Source organism: Bacillus sp. SJS (assembly GCF_000732485.2).
Lineage (GTDB): Bacteria > Bacillota > Bacilli > Bacillales > Bacillaceae > Metabacillus_B > Metabacillus_B sediminis.
In genome coordinates, this window is the sequence record NZ_JAQV02000013.1 from 18,346 (window position 1) to 37,689 (window position 19,344).

The 19,344-nt window shown below is 42.0% G+C and carries 18 protein-coding genes; 11 read left to right on the forward strand and 7 right to left on the reverse strand.

The features are described 5' to 3' along the window. Positions 1-23 precede the first annotated feature (23 nt). From splB to AS29_RS06595, 3 genes are all read left to right on the forward strand, one after another. Positions 24-1,052 carry a spore photoproduct lyase gene (gene splB, locus AS29_RS06585; protein ID WP_035407013.1) on the forward strand — a complete coding sequence of 343 codons (1,029 nt, stop codon included), beginning with the start codon at positions 24-26 and terminating at the stop codon, positions 1,050-1,052. Between the two features lie 217 nt (positions 1,053-1,269). After that, positions 1,270-2,055, forward strand: a complete 786-nt coding sequence (locus AS29_RS06590) for an SDR family oxidoreductase (protein WP_035407015.1) — start codon at positions 1,270-1,272, stop codon at positions 2,053-2,055. 29 nt (positions 2,056-2,084) lie between these two features. After that, on the forward strand, positions 2,085-2,963 hold the full coding sequence (locus tag AS29_RS06595; protein ID WP_035407019.1) for an NAD(P)-dependent oxidoreductase: 879 nt from the start codon (positions 2,085-2,087) through the stop codon (positions 2,961-2,963). Positions 2,964-3,009: 46 nt separating this feature from the next. On the opposite strand, the gene AS29_RS06600 is transcribed toward AS29_RS06595, so the two are convergent. Further along, positions 3,010-3,897, reverse strand: coding sequence for a CAP domain-containing protein (locus tag AS29_RS06600; protein WP_035407022.1), 888 nt, complete (start codon positions 3,895-3,897; stop codon positions 3,010-3,012). Positions 3,898-4,279: 382 nt separating this feature from the next. Here AS29_RS06600 and AS29_RS06605 point away from each other — a divergent pair, with 382 nt between their 5' ends. From AS29_RS06605 to AS29_RS06610, 3 genes are all read left to right on the forward strand, one after another. Continuing rightward, entirely contained in the window at positions 4,280-6,448 is a 2,169-nt protein-coding gene (locus tag AS29_RS06605; RefSeq protein WP_082883761.1) for a peptidoglycan D,D-transpeptidase FtsI family protein, read from the forward strand. 108 nt (positions 6,449-6,556) lie between these two features. Continuing rightward, positions 6,557-6,727, forward strand: a complete 171-nt coding sequence (locus AS29_RS21565) for a hypothetical protein (protein WP_197491585.1) — start codon at positions 6,557-6,559, stop codon at positions 6,725-6,727. A 651-nt stretch (positions 6,728-7,378) separates the two neighbouring features. Beyond that, positions 7,379-9,163 (forward strand): PAS domain-containing protein, encoded by a 1,785-nt coding sequence (locus tag AS29_RS06610; protein WP_035407025.1) that lies wholly within the window; start codon positions 7,379-7,381, stop codon positions 9,161-9,163. A gap of 86 nt (positions 9,164-9,249) precedes the next feature. Here the strand turns inward: AS29_RS06610 and AS29_RS06615 are convergent, their stop codons facing one another. Continuing rightward, positions 9,250-10,410 (reverse strand): aminotransferase A, encoded by a 1,161-nt coding sequence (locus tag AS29_RS06615; RefSeq protein ID WP_035407028.1) that lies wholly within the window; start codon positions 10,408-10,410, stop codon positions 9,250-9,252. 188 nt (positions 10,411-10,598) lie between these two features. Between AS29_RS06615 and corA the strand changes: the two genes are divergently transcribed. Both corA and AS29_RS06625 read left to right on the forward strand, forming a co-directional pair. After that, a complete protein-coding gene (gene corA / locus AS29_RS06620; protein WP_156505881.1) occupies positions 10,599-11,573 on the forward strand; it encodes a magnesium/cobalt transporter CorA in 975 nt (324 codons plus the stop codon). A 51-nt stretch (positions 11,574-11,624) separates the two neighbouring features. Next, complete coding sequence (locus AS29_RS06625) at positions 11,625-11,828, forward strand: hypothetical protein (protein ID WP_035407034.1); 204 nt, start codon at positions 11,625-11,627, stop codon at positions 11,826-11,828. A 15-nt stretch (positions 11,829-11,843) separates the two neighbouring features. On the opposite strand, the gene AS29_RS21885 is transcribed toward AS29_RS06625, so the two are convergent. Continuing rightward, the gene (locus tag AS29_RS21885) at positions 11,844-11,972 is read right to left on the reverse strand and encodes a hypothetical protein (RefSeq protein ID WP_269449390.1); all 129 of its coding nucleotides are present in this window, start codon (positions 11,970-11,972) and stop codon (positions 11,844-11,846) included. A 142-nt stretch (positions 11,973-12,114) separates the two neighbouring features. On the opposite strand from AS29_RS21885, the gene AS29_RS06630 reads away from it, so the two are divergent. Then, positions 12,115-12,669, forward strand: coding sequence for a TIGR00725 family protein (locus AS29_RS06630; protein WP_035407037.1), 555 nt, complete (start codon positions 12,115-12,117; stop codon positions 12,667-12,669). 62 nt (positions 12,670-12,731) lie between these two features. Here AS29_RS06630 and AS29_RS06635 read toward each other — a convergent pair whose 3' ends face one another. From AS29_RS06635 to AS29_RS06645, 3 genes are all read right to left on the reverse strand, one after another. Beyond that, a complete protein-coding gene (locus tag AS29_RS06635; RefSeq protein WP_035407040.1) occupies positions 12,732-13,145 on the reverse strand; it encodes a hypothetical protein in 414 nt (137 codons plus the stop codon). A gap of 80 nt (positions 13,146-13,225) precedes the next feature. Continuing rightward, positions 13,226-14,197 (reverse strand): GGDEF domain-containing protein, encoded by a 972-nt coding sequence (locus AS29_RS06640; RefSeq protein ID WP_051860649.1) that lies wholly within the window; start codon positions 14,195-14,197, stop codon positions 13,226-13,228. A 155-nt stretch (positions 14,198-14,352) separates the two neighbouring features. Continuing rightward, on the reverse strand, positions 14,353-15,879 hold the full coding sequence (locus AS29_RS06645; RefSeq protein ID WP_051860650.1) for an MDR family MFS transporter: 1,527 nt from the start codon (positions 15,877-15,879) through the stop codon (positions 14,353-14,355). Between the two features lie 176 nt (positions 15,880-16,055). On the opposite strand from AS29_RS06645, the gene AS29_RS06650 reads away from it, so the two are divergent. Further along, the gene (locus AS29_RS06650; protein ID WP_035407043.1) at positions 16,056-17,312 is read left to right on the forward strand and encodes an ATP-binding protein; all 1,257 of its coding nucleotides are present in this window, start codon (positions 16,056-16,058) and stop codon (positions 17,310-17,312) included. 46 nt (positions 17,313-17,358) lie between these two features. Next, complete coding sequence (locus AS29_RS06655) at positions 17,359-17,823, forward strand: DinB family protein (RefSeq protein WP_035407046.1); 465 nt, start codon at positions 17,359-17,361, stop codon at positions 17,821-17,823. Between the two features lie 26 nt (positions 17,824-17,849). On the opposite strand, the gene AS29_RS06660 is transcribed toward AS29_RS06655, so the two are convergent. Continuing rightward, on the reverse strand, positions 17,850-19,157 hold the full coding sequence (locus AS29_RS06660) for an NCS2 family permease (protein ID WP_035407049.1): 1,308 nt from the start codon (positions 19,155-19,157) through the stop codon (positions 17,850-17,852). Between the last annotated feature and the right edge of the window lie 187 nt (positions 19,158-19,344).

A 19,344-nucleotide genomic window follows, 5' to 3' on the forward strand; every position in this document is an offset into this window, starting at 1 on the left:
CGTCAATAAAGGAGGAAACCATCATGGTTAAACCGTTTGTTCCGCAGCTTGTATACATAGAGCCCAGGGCTCTTGAATATCCGCTCGGAGTAGAATTGAAAGAGAAATTTGAAAAAATGGGACTGGAAATCCGGGAAACAACCTCTCATAACCAGGTTAGAAACATTCCCGGGAAGAATCATCTTCAGCAATACCGCAATGCAAAATCAACCCTCGTTGTCGGAGTGAGGAAGACCCTGAAATTTGATACTTCCAAGCCCTCTGCAGAATATGCCATCCCGCTTGCAACAGGGTGTATGGGACATTGCCATTATTGTTATTTGCAAACAACAATGGGGAGCAAGCCTTATATAAGAACGTACGTAAATGTAGAAGAGATCTTGGATCAGGCAAATGAATACATGATAGAAAGAGCACCTGATATTACCCGATTTGAAGCATCCTGTACCTCTGACATTGTTGGCGTAGACCATCTGACCCACTCTTTAAAAAGGGCAATTGAATACTTTGGCCAGAGTGAACTGGGGCAATTGAGGTTTGTTACTAAATTTCATCACGTTGATCATCTCCTTGATGCAAATCATAATGGGAGAACCCGTTTTCGTTTCAGCATAAACGCGGATTATGTAATTAAGAATTTTGAACCCGGCACTTCACCACTTGACCAAAGAATAGAGGCAGCTGTAAAGGTGGCAAGAGCGGGCTATCCGCTTGGATTTATTGTAGCACCTATATATATACATGAAGCATGGCAGGAGGGGTATAAGCAGCTTTTTGTAAAGCTCCATGAATCCCTTCCTAAGGATGCCGTACACGATATCACCTTTGAAATGATCCAGCACCGTTTTACAAAGCCTGCAAAACGGGTAATTGAAAAAAACTATCCGAAAACAAAGCTCGAGATGAGCGAAGAGGAACGGCGTTATAAGTGGGGCCGGTATGGTATAGGGAAATATATTTATCAAAAGGACGAGGAGCAAGAACTAAGGGATACGCTCGAAGATTATATTGAACAATATTTTCCTCAAGCAAAAATTGAATATTTTACATGAATAGACAGCTTAAATGGCTGTCCTTTTTTTCTGGATGCCCGGAAATTATCAGGAGCTGCTTAGGTGTGATAAAATTGGGTTATTAGAAGGTTTTTTGCAAAAGTTTGCTGGATATGAACAAAACCTGGCTGGATGAGCTGTCTGGAACGGGTTTCACCACTATTCACCATCAGCAAACTTGTAAATGATACCTAATTAAAATCAAGGAGTGGTAAAAATGGATTTAAATTTGCAGCACAAAACTGCTCTTGTCATTGCCTCGAGCCAGGGTCTTGGAAAAGCTGTTGCGAAAAAACTTGCTCAAGAAGGCGCGAACGTTGTCATAACCGGCCGAAACGCTGAGAAGATTGAGAAAGTTCAACAGGAGCTTGCCTACATTGGAGATGGCCGGATTATCAGTAAACAATGTGATATTACCAATCCTGAACAAATTAAAGAACTGGTAAAACATACGGTAGATGAGTTTGGGGAGATTGATGTGCTTGTTAATAATGCAGGCGGACCCCCAGCTGGATCCTTTGAACAAATGACAGATGAAAACTGGTATGAAGCATTTGAACTGAATCTTCTCAGCTATGTTCGGGTCATTCGCGAAGTACTTCCTTTTATGAAAGAAAATGGCGGAAGAATTGTCAATATTGCTTCCTCCTCTGTAAAAGAACCGATCACAGGATTATTGCTCTCCAATACATTCGGACTGGGCATTGTCGGATTAACAAAGACCCTTGCACAGGAATATGCTTCCCACAATATTCTGATCAACACGCTAGCTCCCGGCAGGATAGCGACAGACCGGGTAGCCTATCTTGATGAAGCCTCAGCTGAAAGGCAGGGAATTACGGCTGAGGAAATGACGGAAAAAAATAAAGCGATGATTCCTTTAGGAAGATACGGAGAACCGGAGGAATTTGCAAACTATGCGGTGTTCCTGCTGTCTGCCGCCAATACATATGTAACGGGACAAACCCTGCTGGTTGATGGCGGTATGGTAAAATCCGTTTAATAACATGTTCTAAAAGAGAGGAAGAGACGATGACTGAAACGGTTGCATTTATTGGTACAGGTGTAATGGGGAAAAGTATGGCGGGTCATTTAATGGATAAAGGCTATAAGCTGACCGTTTATACAAGAACAAAAGAGAAGGCGGAAGAGCTTCTTAATGAAGGGGCAATTTGGGCAGAGACAATAGAAGAGGCCGTGAGAGATGCTGATTTTGTTATAACGATGGTTGGCTACCCACATGATGTGGAGAATATCTACCTTGGGGAAAACGGAATTGTTCAATCAGCCAAAAAAGGAGCGCATCTGATTGATATGACCACTTCCAAGCCTTCTTTAGCAAAAACAATTGCTGCTGCAGCCTACGAAAAAGGGCTGTATGCTATGGATGCCCCCGTATCCGGAGGAGATGTGGGAGCGAAAGAAGCAAGACTTGCGATTATGGCTGGCGGAGATAAACAAGCTTTTGAAAAATGTCTGCCTCTTTTTGAAGCAATGGGGAACAATATTGTGTATCAGGGGGATGCAGGATCAGGGCAGCATACAAAGATGAGCAACCAGATTGCGATTGCTGCCGGAATGATTGCGGTTTGCGAAGCTGTTTCATATGCGGAAAAATCAGGACTTGATCCCGAGAATGTATTGAAAAGCATTTCTACAGGGGCAGCTGGAAGCTGGTCTCTCACCAATTTGGCTCCTCGCATGCTTCATGGCAATTTTGAACCTGGATTTTACGTTAAGCATTTTATAAAGGATATGAGAATCGCCAAAGAAGAATCCGAGCTATTTGGAATGAAGTCACCAGGACTTGATCTGGCTCTTACTCTATATGAGAAGCTTGAAGCACTGGGAGAAGAAAATAGCGGGACACATGCCCTTTATAAGCTTTGGAAACAGGAACATTTAACATAAAAAAGACAGCCGCTTAAAAGCGGCTGTCTATTCATCTCAAACTCTATTATTTACCGATGAACTGCTGAGTCCAGTAGTTGCCTTCTTCAACATGTCCGACACCAATGTGAGTGAATTCAGGATTCATGATGTTTTTGCGGTGTCCTTCACTGTCCATCCAAGCTTGTACAACTTCTTCTGGAGATTTTTGGCCCATAGCGATGTTTTCACCGGCAGTTTGGTACTCAACGCCGAATTTTTTCATCATATCAAACGGAGATCCGTAAGTTGGGCTGTTGTGATCAAAATAGTTGTTCTTTTGCATATCTGCAGATTTTTCTTTTGCTACTTTGCTTAAGTTTTCATCAACTGCAAGCGGTTTAAGACCTTGCTTTTCACGCTCTTTGTTCGTTAGTTTAACAACTTGCTGTTCGAATTCGCTTAGGGCGCCGGATTTAGCTGTTTCTTGCTTAGGCTGCTCAGAAGCTTGTTCTTTTGCAGGTGCTTGCTGCTGTCCTTGAGCCGGAGCCTGGGCTTCTTGCTTAGGCTGAGCTTGCTCACCTTGAACTGGTGCTGCTTCTTGTTTCGGCTGAGCTTGCTCAGGTGCTTGCTTCTGTTCAGGCTGCTGTCCAGCAGGGCATGGCTGACCTTGGCTGTTCTGTGCTTGCTCTTGTCCTTGGCCTTGCTGAGCTTGCTGTCCTTGAGCTGCTTGCGCTTGTTTTCCAAGAAGCTGCTGAACTTGTTCTTGAATTTGTTTTTGGCTGCCGTTGCCTTCAGCTGCTTGCTGAACTTGCTCTGGGCTGATATTGAATTTCTCGCTTAGCTGCGTCACTTTTGCCTGTACGTTCTGTTGAGAAAGCTCCTGTGCGCTTGCTGGGTTACCTCCAGCGAAAGTTGCAAATCCTGCCGCTGCTGCGACTGATATAATGAAAGATTTCTTAGTAGTGTTTTTCATAAGATAAAGCCCTCCTAAAAAATATGTGTTTTTGTTTTTCTGTGCTGCTCTCTTGCACAAACTCATCATAACACGCTAGATTCGTAATATAAGAACCACCGTTTTCCATTGACATGGCACGCTTTGAAACAGTATTTTCCTTTTCTCGCAAACTCTTATTTTATAAGGGATCAGAGAGCTTTCTTTATGTAAGTTAAGGATTTTTTGATAGTGTTTTTCTTCCATAAAATTCAATCGTTTGAAGTTATTTCATTGAATTTAATGTTGACACTAAAAATAGGCCGTTCGACATATGACAACTGTTACGTAAGTGTTACAATAGGAATGTTATTTTACAAAACTGCCCTTTATATAGAGATGAACGATGAAAGGAGTCAATACATTGACTGAGCAAGCTGCTAATTCCTCTGAGAATCGAAAGCTGAAAAGATCCCGCCACTTTCGAATCAACATTTTCTTCTTTGGTGTATTCCTGATATTTACTCTCCTCATTATTCGGCTTGGAGTTATTCAAATCGTAAAAGGGGAAGAGTATACAAAAGAAGTCTCTAGAACAGAAGCCAATATTTCTTCTTATCCCGCCCCGCGCGGTAAAATGTACGACCGGTATGGCCGTGTTGTCGTGGATAACGTTAGTGTACCTGCGATTACCTATACAGTAGAGAAAAGCACGAAGACTGCAGATAAGCTGAAGACAGCTAAAAAACTGGCAGAATTTATTGAGGTAGAAGAAAAAGATCTTCAATATACGGCTGAACAAAAAAGCGAACGTGATATCCGTGATTATTGGCTTGCCGCAAATGAGGAAGAAGCTAAAACTCTATTAACAAAGAAGGATTTGGAGAAAAGCGGCAATGAGCAATATAAGCTGCAGGTAGAACGGGTGCCCTCCAATGAAGTGGACGAGATCCGCAGGAATCCGGAAGAACTCGAAATGGCGGTGCTTTTCAAACGGTTTTCAGCAGGATACCAATATGAACCGCAAGTGATTAAATCACAGGCTCCCCCTAAAGATAAGGTGCCAAGTGCTAAAAATATGCTGACGAACGACGAAATGGCCAGAGTTTCTGAAAACATTGAATCCATGCCTGGAATCAATATCATAACGGATTGGAACAGGAATTATGTTTACGGTGATACACTCGGCAGCATTTTGGGCGGAGTGACGTCTTCCTCACAAGGAATTCTCCAGGAACGGAAGGCGTATTACCAGGCACGGGGTTATGCACGCAACGACCGTGTCGGTAAATCAAGACTGGAATATCAATATGAAGAATACTTAAATCCCCGCAAAGCAAAGGTTGAATACGTAACAGATAAAAACGGGAACACGATTTCCGAAAAAGTAGTCGATCCGGGAAGAAGAGGGCTGGATCTTCAGCTTACCTTTGATGCCGAACTGCAGAAGGAAGCAGAAAAAATCATAGAGGAAGAGCTGAAAAAAGTCGTGGCTGTCAGCCCATATGCTGATCGGGCATTTGCGGTCATGATGGATCCTTACCAAGGCGATATTATCGCGATGGCAGGAAAAGGGTATGACCGCTATAACTCGAAAAAATATTATGATTTTTCCTACGGAGCTTATACAACCCAATATGAAATGGGATCGGCAGTCAAAGGTGCGACAATTTTGGCAGGCTATCAAGAAGGATTGCAGCCTGGAACTTCATTCAATGACAGTGTGCCAATTTTGCTTAAAGGTGCCAAGCCGAAAAAATCGCTTCATCCTAGCGGCTGGGTAGATGACCGTGAAGCCCTTGAAGTAAGTTCCAACGTCTATATGTTCCGGACAGCAATGGAAATTGCCGATATTCCGTATGTACCGAACGGCAAATTTCCGGCTGGACCTGCTGCTTTGCAGAAGTTCAGGAATTTAAATGACCAGTTCGGACTGGGAGTGCCAACAGGCATTGATTTACCGGGAGAGGCACATGGACAGCGTTCCCATCCCGATACAGTTGGGGGATTGCTGCTGGACGTTGCGATTGGCCAGTACGACACGTATACACCTTTACAAATGGCACAATATATTTCTGTTATAGCTAATGGCGGCTACCGTATTGAGCCGAGAGTGGTAAAGTCCATTCATGAGCCGGTCAATGAGAACAAACTTGGTCCGCTCGTTGTTGAAAAAGAACCTGAAATTTTAAATGCCATTAACAACACCCCGAATGAAATCGAACGGATTAAGGCCGGCATGAAGCTTGTTACAAAAGGATCCAGAGGAACAGCGAGAGCTTACTTTAAAGGACTGGATGTAGCAGGAAAAACAGGCACAACCCAATCCTTCTATACAAATATTCAATTGGGGATCAAAGCAAAGCCTGTAAGCAACGTTACCTTTGTCGGATATTACCCGACAGACCATCCTAAGGTTGCATTTAGTGTCACCGTTCCTGGAGTCAGAGAGAAATCATCTGCTACAACTGCCAGCAGAGTCATCGCTGACCGATTAATGAAGGCTTACACTGAGCTTGAAAAGAAATACAAGGGCCAGGAAAATATATCACAGGTTAAAATGGAAGAAAGTAAAGAATCAGAACTGAACTAAATGGAGAACCGCAGAAGCCTGCGGTTCTTTTTTTTGCCATCTATATTCTCTGGATTTTAGCTGCAAAATAAATTGAACACAATTATCACGAATTAGAGGTGAGTCTTAATGGCCAAGCGTACAAAGAAACATGATGCAGATCAAAAGAATAAGAAAGGGTTTGACTCTGCAAAGTCGGATACTGAATTTGCTCATGAATCCGGAAGCCATCATGTAAATAAACTTCATCATGAGAAGGCAAAAAAGGAAAAGGCATCTAAAAATCAAGGCGGATATTAAAAACAGAGAGGAAATTTCCGCTGTATAAGCAAAATTGCTTTCTAATAGCGGTGGTTTATTTATTTTATTGAGAAAAATGAAAAGGCTGATTAAAGCGGGCATTCTGCAGCGGAAATCAGCCTTTTGAATACCCGCAAAAAGTTATGAACACGTCTCTCTGTCCACATCCCAATTACAAAAATGGTCCCATACATAGCTATTTTCAGCACAGGGAAACCATGTCGGGGTTCAATTCAATAGGATATAACCCTAAAGGAACTTATGAGTTTGTTCATATAATTATGGAAACTTTTGAAAGTATTTGAAGGATTCAGCAATCATTTCTCGAATGTTTTATAAACATTAAGCTCATTAGCTCAGCTGCTAATATTCATGGTCTTTAAGCTGATAGACATGATGCATAAAGGGGCTTGTGAAATGCTGTGTGATTGGCGGGAACTTTCACACCGCGTTGAGGATATTCTCCGCCCTTGCAGCCTGAGAGCTGCTATCAAGCAATGTTGGATAGCGACTAAGAGAACAACGTTTTCAAAACAGCCGTTTTAAAGCTCCATGTTGAATTACTCGATCCTGAAAAGGGAACAGAGATTATTAGAAAGAACAAAGATAAATAGATTCATCTGATTGCTTTTCCGAAAAGGGGGGGAAGCCATGGATCAGCAAAAAGAAAAAACAGACTCCATGTACACAGTACTCAATTCACATGGAAAGATACTTTATGCTTCAGCAAATACCATTGATTTAATGGGTGTTAAGAATGATGAGCTAATTGGAAATTATTTTTCTGACTTTGTACATAGTGAAGATGTTCAGACACTGGAAAGTTACATGCAGAATCAGCATCATATGGATCTTTGTACTTTCAGGATGCGATGTGGAGATGATTTTGTGTGGGCAAAAGCTACGCTGGATTACATCAGGAGTATGATTGGGGATGGAAACCGGGAAGAAATCGTCCTAAAAGTTATTCATTGTAATGGAAAGCAGAGAATACCAAACGAGCAGTGGATAATAAATGCGGATGGAATGGATGAAAAAAGATATTTAAATAATTTGCCAAGCCCGCTTTTAATTACTGTAAATGGAATTATTCAATATGCGAATAAGGAAGCCATAGCACTCTTAAATGCAGGGACTGATGATTCCAAACTCATTGGACTCAATTCTCTTGAGCTGATTCAGGATGAATACAGGGAGATATTCCGAAACCGTATAGAGCGGCTCCAAAAAGGCGGCAAGATCGGCACTGTGGAGCAAACATGGAGACGACTTGATGGGGTCCCGATTGAAATTGAGGTGAAGACCTCCTCCATACAATATGAACATAAACGAGCTGAGCTTGTTGTTCTGCTTGATATTTCTGCCCGCAAACGTTTTCAGAAGATCCTGCAGAAAAGCCGTGAACGCTATCAGAGGCTTATACAAAATTCATTGGACACCATCGCGGTCATCCATCGGAATAAATGGGTATTTATCAATGAATCCGGTGTCAAGCTGTTCCAGGCTTCAGGGTATCAGGATATGCTCGGGAAGAATTACTGCCATTTCATGGAGGAAGAACAGGAGAAGATTGCGCAAAAGCTAATTAAAGAAATTCTGATTGGCCAATCAGATTCCGAAATAGGAGAAGTGATCTGGAGAACATATGAAAACAGGCTGATCTATACAGAAATGGTCTGCATCCCAACTTCTTATTTCGGAGAGCCTGCCGTACAAGTGATATTGAGGGATTTATCCGAAAAGAAGAAGACCGAAGAACTAATGCTGAGATCTGAAAAATTATCTGTAGCCGGACAGCTTGCTGCTGGCATTGCCCATGAAATTCGAAACCCTCTCACAGCGATTAAAGGGTTTTTACAGTTAATGAGGACTAAAGAAAGAAGCAGCGACCAGTACTTTGATATCGTCTTTGGGGAATTAAACCGCATCGAGCTCATTTTGAGCGAGCTTCTGGTCCTTGCAAAGCCTCAGAACAGCATGTTTATTGAAACGGATTTGAAGAAGCTTATATTAGAAGTAACAACGTTGCTTGAGACTCAGGCAAATTTGAACGGTGTTTTTATTGAAAACGTCCATTCGGAGGATGAATCCATCCTTTTTGGTGATCCAAACCAGCTTAAACAGGTCTTTATAAATTTAATCAAAAATTCCATTGATGCGATGCCAAAGGGCGGAAGAGTAAAAATTTGCACAAGTTTGAATCAAAATCAAATTAAAGTTACCGTTCAGGATGAAGGGGAGGGCATTCCCGAAGCCGTCCTTAAAAAAATGGGAGATCCGTTTTTTACAACGAAGGAAAAAGGAACGGGACTTGGATTAATGATTACGTATAATATTATTGAAAATCATTTTGGAAAGGTTAGCCTTGCCAGTGAGAAAGGAAAAGGAACAATCTTTACAATCTGGTTCCCAATAAAAGAAGGACGCCCGGTATAAAATGAGCGTCCTTTTTTATTGATCTGTTAAAGCCTGGTGCTGTTTTTAACGCCTGCAGCGGAAATCAACAGACAAATTTAACTGTATTAAACCGGCTGAACCACATGGCGGATATAGTGATCCAAGCGGTCCATCCCCTTCTCTAGTTCTTCCATTGAATAAGCATAGGAAATGCGGACAAATCCTTCTCCGTACTTTGAAAAAGCACTTCCCGGAACGACAGCCACCCCGCCGTCGCTTACAAGGGATAGCGCAAAATCAAATGAGGAGAGTCCGAACTTTTTAATCGAAGGGAAAATATAAAAAGCTCCAGTAGGCCTCGCTGTCTCGATACCCATTTTTATAAGCCTTCCGTATACATACTCCATTCTTTTTCGGTACTGGTCACGCATGATTAGGGCATCATCTATTCCATTTGTCAGCGCTTCAAATGCAGCTTTTTGTGAAATTGATGAAGCGCATGATACGTTGTACTGATGAACCTTCAGCATGTGCTTTGCTATTTCTTTACGTGCAAAAACGAATCCAATCCTCCACCCCGTCATGCTATGGGATTTAGAAAGCCCATTAATGACGATGGTCTGCTCAGGAAGCATGGATGCTATGGAGGAATGGGCATCGGTAAAGACTAGCTCACTGTATATTTCATCAGAAAGAACAAAAATATCTCTGCCTCTTAACAGCTGGGCGATTTTTTCAAGCTCCTCTTTTTCAAGTGTCATACCGGTTGGGTTAGAGGGGTACGGCAGGATGACGCATCTCGTTCGATCTGTCAGCCGCGCTTCAATTTGCTCAGCTGTCAGCTTAAATTGAGTTCTCGTCGTATCAGCATGGACCGGAATGGCACCGCATAGCTTTATAATCGGCTCGTAGCCTGGATATACCGGACCGGGCAGGATAACCTCGCTGCCTTCAGCTAGGATGGTCCTCAGAGTAAGATCAATCGCCTGGCTGGCGCCGGCTGTTACAATCATTTCGTCCTCTGGCCGGTAGGAAAGCTTATATTTTTTAAATAAATAATCACTGGCTGCTTTTCTAAGCTCTAAAAACCCTGCATTATGGGTGTAAGAAGTAAAATTATCATCAATTGCTTTTTTAGCTGCCGCTTTTACATGATGAGGAGTGAAAAAATCAGGCTGGCCAATCGTTAGCGACACGACATCATCATAGTCTGCCACTAAATTGAAAAATTTTCGGATTCCTGACATTTCAAGTTCTTTCACTCTCGGCTGGATTAAATGTTCCATACAATCACCTTTTCTTCCTCGTGCTTATGTCTCATTTTAACAAATCTTATCGGGGATTTGTAAAGATAAACTTTTTCGCTGCTAAAGTCCTCCTTACAATGGAGTCCAATCATATGTATACTTAAGAAAGATGGTTTAATTCCAGCATGAAAGGGTAAATTCATATGGAATAAAACTGTGAATCGGAGTTGGAGCAATTGATTAGAACCGTAGCCGTAACCAACACAGGGGATGTAGTATACGATTTGCCGCTAAGTTCTTTAAAGAAAGAAGATTATAAGTGGTACTGGGTTGATTTTCAAGAACCAACTGAAAAAGAAATCCAGCTGCTTTCGAAATTTTTCCGTTTTCATCCATTAGCGATTGAAGACTGCGTTGAATTTACCCAGAGACCTAAGATGGACTTTTACGATGGATATTTTTTTCTTGTTCTTCATGCAATCCATCAAAAAACCCTTGATGCAGAGGAAGTTGACTTGTTCGTAAGTGATCAATATCTTGTTTCCTTCCATAAAAAACCTATAAGGGAAATCAGCAATATGTTTCTCCGCGTCAAAAAGGACGCTGCGATGCAGGCCGGACCTCTCCAAATTATGTATCAAATTCTAGACAAACTTGTCGACGATTACTTCCCTCCTGTTTACCGTCTGGAGGATGTATTAAATTCACTTGAGGATAAAACTGAGGAAAGAACAATCAGCTCGATTATGGAAGAGGTCTTCAGCATCAGAACGGATTTATCAAGTGTTCGCAGGAGTATTATCCCTATGAGGGATTTACTGTATAGAATGATTTCTTCAACGAAGCTGAACGGATTGAAGGAGAAAGAAATTTATTTGCAGGACGTTTATGACCACTTGCTGAAGCTCGTTGAAATGATTGATGCAAATAGGGAACTGACTGCCGATATTCGGGACAGCTACCTTTCAATCAGTTCAGATAAAATGAACCGGATTATGATGACGCTGACAGTGATGTCATCCATATTTCTTCCTCTCACATTCATTGCAGGGCTTTACGGGATGAATTTTCAATACATGCCTGAGCTGCAGGGAAGAAACAGTTATTTCATCGTTATAGGTATTATGATTGTAATCGCTCTGCTCATGATTGGATTCTTTTGGAAGGTCGGCTGGCTACGCTATAAAAAATCTAAGTTTTAACTGTTTCTCATAGGTGAGAAATTAAATATCCCTCTTAAGAAGGTGAAAATTGTGCTTCCAGATGATGCCTATCTTACACCGGAAGAGAAAATACTTGTTGTAAAGCTCAGAAGTGAAATGTTTAATGCAATGACCTTAGAGCATATGAAATTTTATAAAGCAGAAATGGAAAAAATCTATGAACAAGCTGAGCGCAGAGAAGCTTTTAAAGAAAAAATGAAAAAGATGGAAGAAGAAATTCGGTCTCACGTTTAGAGAGACCGAATTTTTTTATTTAGCAGAAGGGTGTGATTTTCTGGCGGCCGAATTAGCTGTTTTTGCTTCAGCTGAAAATTCTGTATCTGTAATTGCTTTTGTGTGCTGCAGGCCGGATTTCGATTTGCGGTTTCTCTTTGTCATGATGATCCCTCCTTTCATTAACTATGATGGCCAGATCCTCAAATCATTTTACTGGTAAAAGAAAGGTGAATTTCATGTGCCGCCGTTAAAAGCTGCTTATTTCAAGTATAATAAAGATAATAGATCAAAGCGGGGGGCATGTATGATTAGAATAGCGATTATCGGTCAATCTGGAGTTATACCTGAGGAAATATGCACAATTGCTGAGGAAGCAGGAGCTGAGGTTGCGAAAAGAGGGGCTGTTCTCCTTACAGGCGGCGGGAGCGGGGTCATGGAGCATGCTTCAAAGGGGGCTAAAGAAGCAGGGGGACTTGTTATCGGTATCTTAGCCGGCGATAAGACAGATGTGGCAAATGATTATTTGGATATCCCTATTACGACAGGCCTGGGCTTTGATTATCGCAGTCTCATACTCGTTCATTCCTGTGATGCGATCATTATGATCAGGGGAGGGAACGGAACTCTCGGTGAGTTGTCAGCAGCTTATATGAATAGTAAGCCGGTCGTTATCGTCGAAACCTCGGGAGGCTGGGCAGCTAAGATAAAAGATGCTGCATTTGAAGGCAGCTATCTTGATGAACGGAGAACCGTGGAAATGCATTATGCCCATTCCGGAAAAGCAGCTGTTAAAAGAGCATTCGAACTCCTTGATCTGAAACGGGATACTGTGAAAAATACGGGACTTACCGGAGATTAAGGAGCTTGAAATGGGCAAAAAAAACAGGCTGATGGGTAAACCCAATCAGTCTGTTTTTTGTATTAGAAGCAAGTAAATGAACTGATCTGGCGGAGATCAATGCCAAAGTAGCCCCATTGTCTAAAGCCTGGGAACCATCTGAATCCTGCTGTAGAATTTCTGCCGACAAATGTTGGATAGAACCAGAATTGCTGTCCGTTATTCAGCCATACATAAGTGTTTCTGTATAAACACCTGCGGATTCCACCAGGGTCAACAGCAAAAGCAGTTGCCTGCTGCTGTGGGGTGAAACCAGGGGGTGGACCTGGAGGCTGTCCCTGCCCTTGTCCTTGACCAGGAAATCCACCACCTCCTGGCGGTGGCGGAGGTGGTGGCATCATTTGACGGTCAAATGGATTGAAAGCATAGGAATATGGATCGTATGCGTTAGGAGCGTATGGATAAAATTCATAGGGATTTGCTAAATAGGGATACATAAATTTCCTCCTTCTTGAGGGAAAGTGTAGTCAATGTACCCTATGCATAAATTCAATAATGGGTGTTTGCCCGCCTGAATTTACATATGAACTTTTTGCTTTGGAGAATATTGAAAGTAGCAGCTGTGATGAATCGATTTGCACTTCTTTTTGGTCTGTGCAGCCGCGTTGCTCAATTCTTCGCTTGATGAAAAGTGCATCGTTTGATTTGTTACAACTGCGATGGAAAGGCTTACGAGGGGAATTTCCTCATACACATTTTTTCTGGATAGCCCAACGGTATATCCGCGGTCCCAGTCCTCCTCTTCGTAATACTTTTTTGCCACAACAGTAAACTCATTGATAATATTTTTGCAAAGCTGCTCGTACCCGAAATGCGGTACGACGGCAAGAAAGTCGTCACCGCCAATATGGCCTAAAAAAGCGTTTTCGTTTTTTTTGAAAAAAAGATATTTGATTAGAATATTGGCTGTCTCTTTTATAAGAAGGTCACCCCTCTTAAAACCAAACAAATCATTATATTCTTTAAAATGATCCAGGTCTGCATAAAGAAGGGAAAAAGGATGCTCCGTACTAATGATTTCGTTAAGCTTCTGCTCAATGAGCACATTTCCGGGCAAACCGGTGAGCGGGTTCGTCCACGTGGCAAGATCGGCTTGGACTTCTGCAAATTTGATGAGGAGATTCCTGATGCTGATAATTCCGGAGTATTTACCTTCTGAAGTCACAATAATGTAATCATAAAGATGCTGCTCTTCGCGGTTCATGGCAAGAGAGCTTACCTCGGTTATGCTGTCTTCCTGGTCTACAATCAGAGGCTTGGAGTCCATAATTAATTCAATAGGGCGCCCCATAAAAAGATCATACCCATATTTGGCTGAAAGCTTGTGGTTATAGCGGGATTTCATCACGAGTCCAATTGGGCGGTCATTTTTTAAGACAACAATCCCTTGGGCGGAAGGCTGTTCTTCAAATATGGAACCGGCGGTTTGGGTTTTGACATCCCCTGTAATAACCGGTGCTTTTTCGGTTATTTCTCCAATCTTTATCATGAGCATGACTCCTTGACTAGTTCGCGTTGTGCATTAATTACTACTATTTTACTATAAGGCTCGACAAAATTATATTAATTTTATGTAAAGAAAGGAAAAGTTCCTTGCTATTATAAAAAACCAGCTCTTTATTAGAGAGCTGGTCGATTGAATGACTATTTAGCCTGTTTAACAGGAGTTTTAGTGTTCTGCTGCAGGCTGCCTGGTACTTCGAGTCTGGCGTTAGGCATAAGTGCAACAAAAACGAGAGCAAGAACGCCTGCAGCCAGGGACCACATAAACATTTCCGAAATGGATCCAGCCATAGCATCCTGAATGGCAGAGAGTACATTAGGCGGCATTTGCTCCCTTGCTTCAGGGGAAAGCATAGCTCTAGAATCCCCTGTAGGGCTGAATTTTTCGAAATTAGGCATTGTTTTTTTCAATTCATCCATTAAAAGATTATTTTGCAGGGTTCCAAATACGGTTACACCAAGTGTCATACCAATCGTACGGAAAAAGGCGTTCGTGGAGTTTGCTGTTCCGCGCTGTCTCATGCTGATGCCATGCACAGAAGCCATACTGAGCAGCGGGAATGAAAATCCAACGCCAAGCCCTAAAATCACCATATAAATGGTTAAATATACTCTTGGAGTATCTGCTGAAAGCGTGCCAAGGAGAAACAGGCCGGCAATGAACAGAACAGCCGAGATCAGCATCAGGCTGCGATAGGAGGTCTTCGATGCAAAACCTCCTCCAGCCTGGCTGCCTGCAACACTTCCAAGCATCATAGGCATTAGGATAAATCCTGCATTAGTTGCAGATCCTCCATAAACGCCCTGTACAAAAATCGGAATGAATATTGTGCCCAGAATAAAAGCGGATCCGTAAAAGAATCCCGCTGCCTGACTGGCTGCGAACAGCCTGTTCTTAAATAAATCGAATGGAATGACAGGGTCTGAGGCTTTTCTTTCAACAAATATAAATGATATAAGCAAAATGGCAAAACCGGCAATCAGACCCGCCATTAACGGGGAATTCCAAGGAATTTCATCTCCGCCAAGCTCGAGTGAAAACATAAGGCATAATACAGAAGCTACGAGCAGGGAGGCCCCAGCCCAGTCAATTTTCTGCTTCCTGCGTTCAAGTGATTCGAAATAAAATTTTACGACTAGGAAAAAAGCAATCAGGCCAAGAGGAATGTTTACATAAAATACCCAGCGCCAATTTAGAAAATCCGTTAAATAGGCTCCGAGAAGCGGACCGAATACACTGGATATTCCAAAAACAGCTCCAAACAAACCTGACATTTTACCCCGTTTTTCAGGAGGGAAAATATCGAACATAATCGTAAATGCAATCGGCATTAGCGCACCTCCGCCAATCCCCTGAATAGCACGGTAAATACTTAGCTGCGCCATATCCTGAGCGGTGCCGCAAAGAATAGATCCGATAATAAAGATGGTTAATCCTGCAATGAAAAATCTTTTTCGGCCGTACATGTCAGAGAGCTTGCCGAAAATAGGCATCCCCGCAACACTTGCAATCATGTAGGCTGATGTTACCCATATAAATTGATCCAATCCTCCCAGATCCCCTACTATGGTTCCCATCGCGGTAGCCACGATTGTGTTATCCATCGCGGCCATTAAAATCCCAAGCAGGAGACCCGTGACAACAAGGCCCTTTTTGCTTTCTTTCATATTGTTTGCTCCCTTAAAATAAAGTGTCTTTCCATTTGAATTATGAATTGATTATCCAAATTTGTACAGAAAGGAATGGGCAAACCCGCAATTATTTTTTCTTATCCAATTTTTTGTACGGCTTAAAGGAAATTCATGATATATTTTGAAAGTATTATGATGGACGGAGGTAGCGAGTGCTCATTTATTTAAAACCACTTATCGTTAACATGGCCATTCTGTTTTCATTTACTTTTAACGCCAATTTAATGTTTCCCTTTCACTCAAGGAAAAAAATCAAGGTGAAGCAGCAGATTATATATGGACTTATCAGCGGATTTGGCGCAATGCTCTGCATGCTATATCCAATTGAAGACCTGGGGGAAACATTTTTTGATTTCAGAATGATTGCCATACTGATTGTTACGCTATATTCTGGATGGCTGGCGGGCGGAATTGCCTTGCTTTTTGTATGTGCCGTCCGCTACGGCTTTGGAGGAGAATTCGTTTTTGTTGGAATTTTCATAAATGCGGCTGCCTATGCAGCGGGATTGCTTTTTAGAAGAATCTTTCTGAAATCCAAGGTTCGTCTTATTGCGGGAGCTTTTATTACGTTACTTTATTTCTTCTTCTATATATGGATTGTTTCCCGTTTTATCACGTTTTTGCGCATTGACTTTTATATGATTTATTTCGTGTTTTTCTTTGCGGTTACGATGGCGGTCATCGCTATTATTGAAGCCCTTATCCGTATAAACCGGAACCTGGACAATATGATATACCTTGATAAATTAACAACAATCGGGCAGATGGCTGCATCCATTGCGCATGAAATCCGCAATCCGATTACCGCTGTAAGAGGTTTTATTCAGTTTTTGCAGGAAGATACAACCGACCAGAAGCTGATGGAGTTCTCTCCGCTAATTCTGAGTGAACTCGACCGTACGAATAAAATTATTACAGATTATTTAAAGCTAGCGAAACCATATGAATTTTCGCTTTCAAGAGTGAAAATCGATGAGTTGATGCGTGATTCAGTTGAGCTGCTTAAACCGCTTGCTATCTATGAAAATACTGAAATAAAATTGGAACTGGTTCCAAGTAACGATGTTGTAGGAGATGCTGAGCATTTAATGCAGGCAATCATGAATGTGCTGAAGAACTCAATCGAATCCATCGAGGGAGGGGGCCGGATCACTGTAGCTAAAAAACCGGATTACTTTAATGGCAAAGTGATTGTCACAATTGCTGATACCGGCAAGGGAATGACGGAGGAACAGCTTCAGAATATCGGTTTGCCATTCTATACAACGAAAACAAAAGGTACGGGTCTTGGAACGATGATTACGAGCCGCCTCATTCACGATATGGACGGAGAAATTGAATACACCAGCAAGATAAATGAAGGAACAGTAGTCACAATTACCTTAAAAGCTTATACCAGCTTGACTTAATAATATTTCTTTTTATTAACAAGCACATTCGTGTGGAGGAATCAGGATGAATCAATTGGAAGAATCTAGGTTGATGGTGGATTGGGTGGAGCAATTAAATGAAGTGAAGGAAGAACTTTTTTTCATGCCGATTCAAGAAGGAAAATGCTCTCCTGCTGAAATTTTTGCTCATTTGACGGCTTGGGATCAATATACTCTTGAACAGCATTTTGAGAGCATAGGAGAGGGAATGGTACAATTTGATCCGTTTCCTGACTTTGATTCATTTAATGCCAAGGCAGCAGCCCAGGCGAGGAATGGAGCTGACAAATCGCAGTTAATCAGAGAATTTATGGAAACAAGACTGCGCATTATACAATATGTTGAGAGTATGCCGGAGGAAAAGCGGAAGCAGTCTTTTTGGATTGGAAGTCATAGGTTCACTATCGAATCTTATATAGAGGATTTTTTAGAGCACGACCGCCATCATAGAAAGCAGATCGATAAAGCTGTGGGTATAGAAGAAATGTAAAAGCCGCCAAAAAATGGCGGCTTTTACTATACAGAATGAAAGATCATGCTTGCTAAAAAGAGCAAGGCAATTATATATAATGGAAAAGCGATTTCCTTTGAACGTTTCATCGCCATTTTCAAAATAGGATAAGCAATAAAACCGAAAGCCATTCCATCTACAATACTGTATGTGAGGGGAATCAGAGCAATAATCAGGAATGCAGGAAAGCTTTCAGAGAAATCCTGCAAGTCGATGTTCTGGATGTTCTGAATCATTAGTCCCCCGATTAAAATCAGAATTGGGGCAATCGCGGTATCAGGTATCAGTTTAATATAAGGCAGGAAAAGCAAGGATGCCAAAAATAATAAACCTGTCGTTATAGCGGTCAGCCCGGTTCTTCCGCCGGCAGATATTCCAGCAGCAGATTCAACGGTGCTTACCGTTGGACTTGTTCCTAAAAAACCTGATGTAATGGCTGAAATGGAATTCGCCTGAAGCGAACGTTTGAAACGGTCACCTCGTTTAATCATAGCAGTATGACCATGAACGAGTCCTACGTTTTCAAAAACGATAACCATAGTCAAAGAAAAAACACCGATCCAGAAAGCAAGGTCCGCTATTCCAGTGAATGAGATAGACCCAAGCACTTCAATGTAGCTGCTGAATCCTTTGGAACGTTCAGATGGCATTCCCGTGTTAAACAATCCGAAAGAAAAGGCAATCAATGTTCCTGCAAGTATGCTGATCAGGAAATGTCCCGGCACACCTCTGGCAAAAAGGACAACTGTCACAATCAGGGTCAATATCGATGCTATAACAGCAGGATCCGTTAAGTCCCCAAGCCGGACGAACGTTGTTTCGCTCGCTTGCACAAGACCTGCTTTTTGAAGACCGATAAAGGTAAGGAAAATTCCAATTCCTACGGTGATGGCTTCTTTCAGAGAGGAGGGAATGGAAGCGGTTAGAAGCTCTGTCAGTTTTGTGAATGAAACGGCTGCAAACAGCGCCCCTGATATCACCACTACTGCCAATCCCTGCTGCCAGGGAATCCCCATTGATTGACAAATGGTATACGTAAATAATGCATTTACGCCCATGCCAGGTACTAAAATGATGGGGGTGTTTCCTATCAGTCCCATTAGCAGGCACCCTATAAAAGATGCGAGTACAGTGGCAATCATTCCTGCTTCAAGCGGAATGCCTGCATCTGAGAGAATAGATGCATTCACGGCAATAATGTAAACCGCTGTCAAGTACGATACAAGACCTGCGAGTACTTCCCGTTTAAACGTTGTTTCATTTTCTTTAAGCTGAAAAATTGATTTCAACAGTAATCCTTCCTTGTTTGTCATCCCTCGACCCAACCCGTACAATCGGCGATATGCCAATTCACATTAAGCATTATATCAGGAGGCCGCTGTTTTTGCACCTTCGTTTTTCACCAGTTATTGAAAAAGAATGTTAAAACTCCGTAAAGAGACAGGAAGCAGGACCGGTTGTATCGAATCATTCAAAGTTAGCCTATTCTGTTGGAGGTGC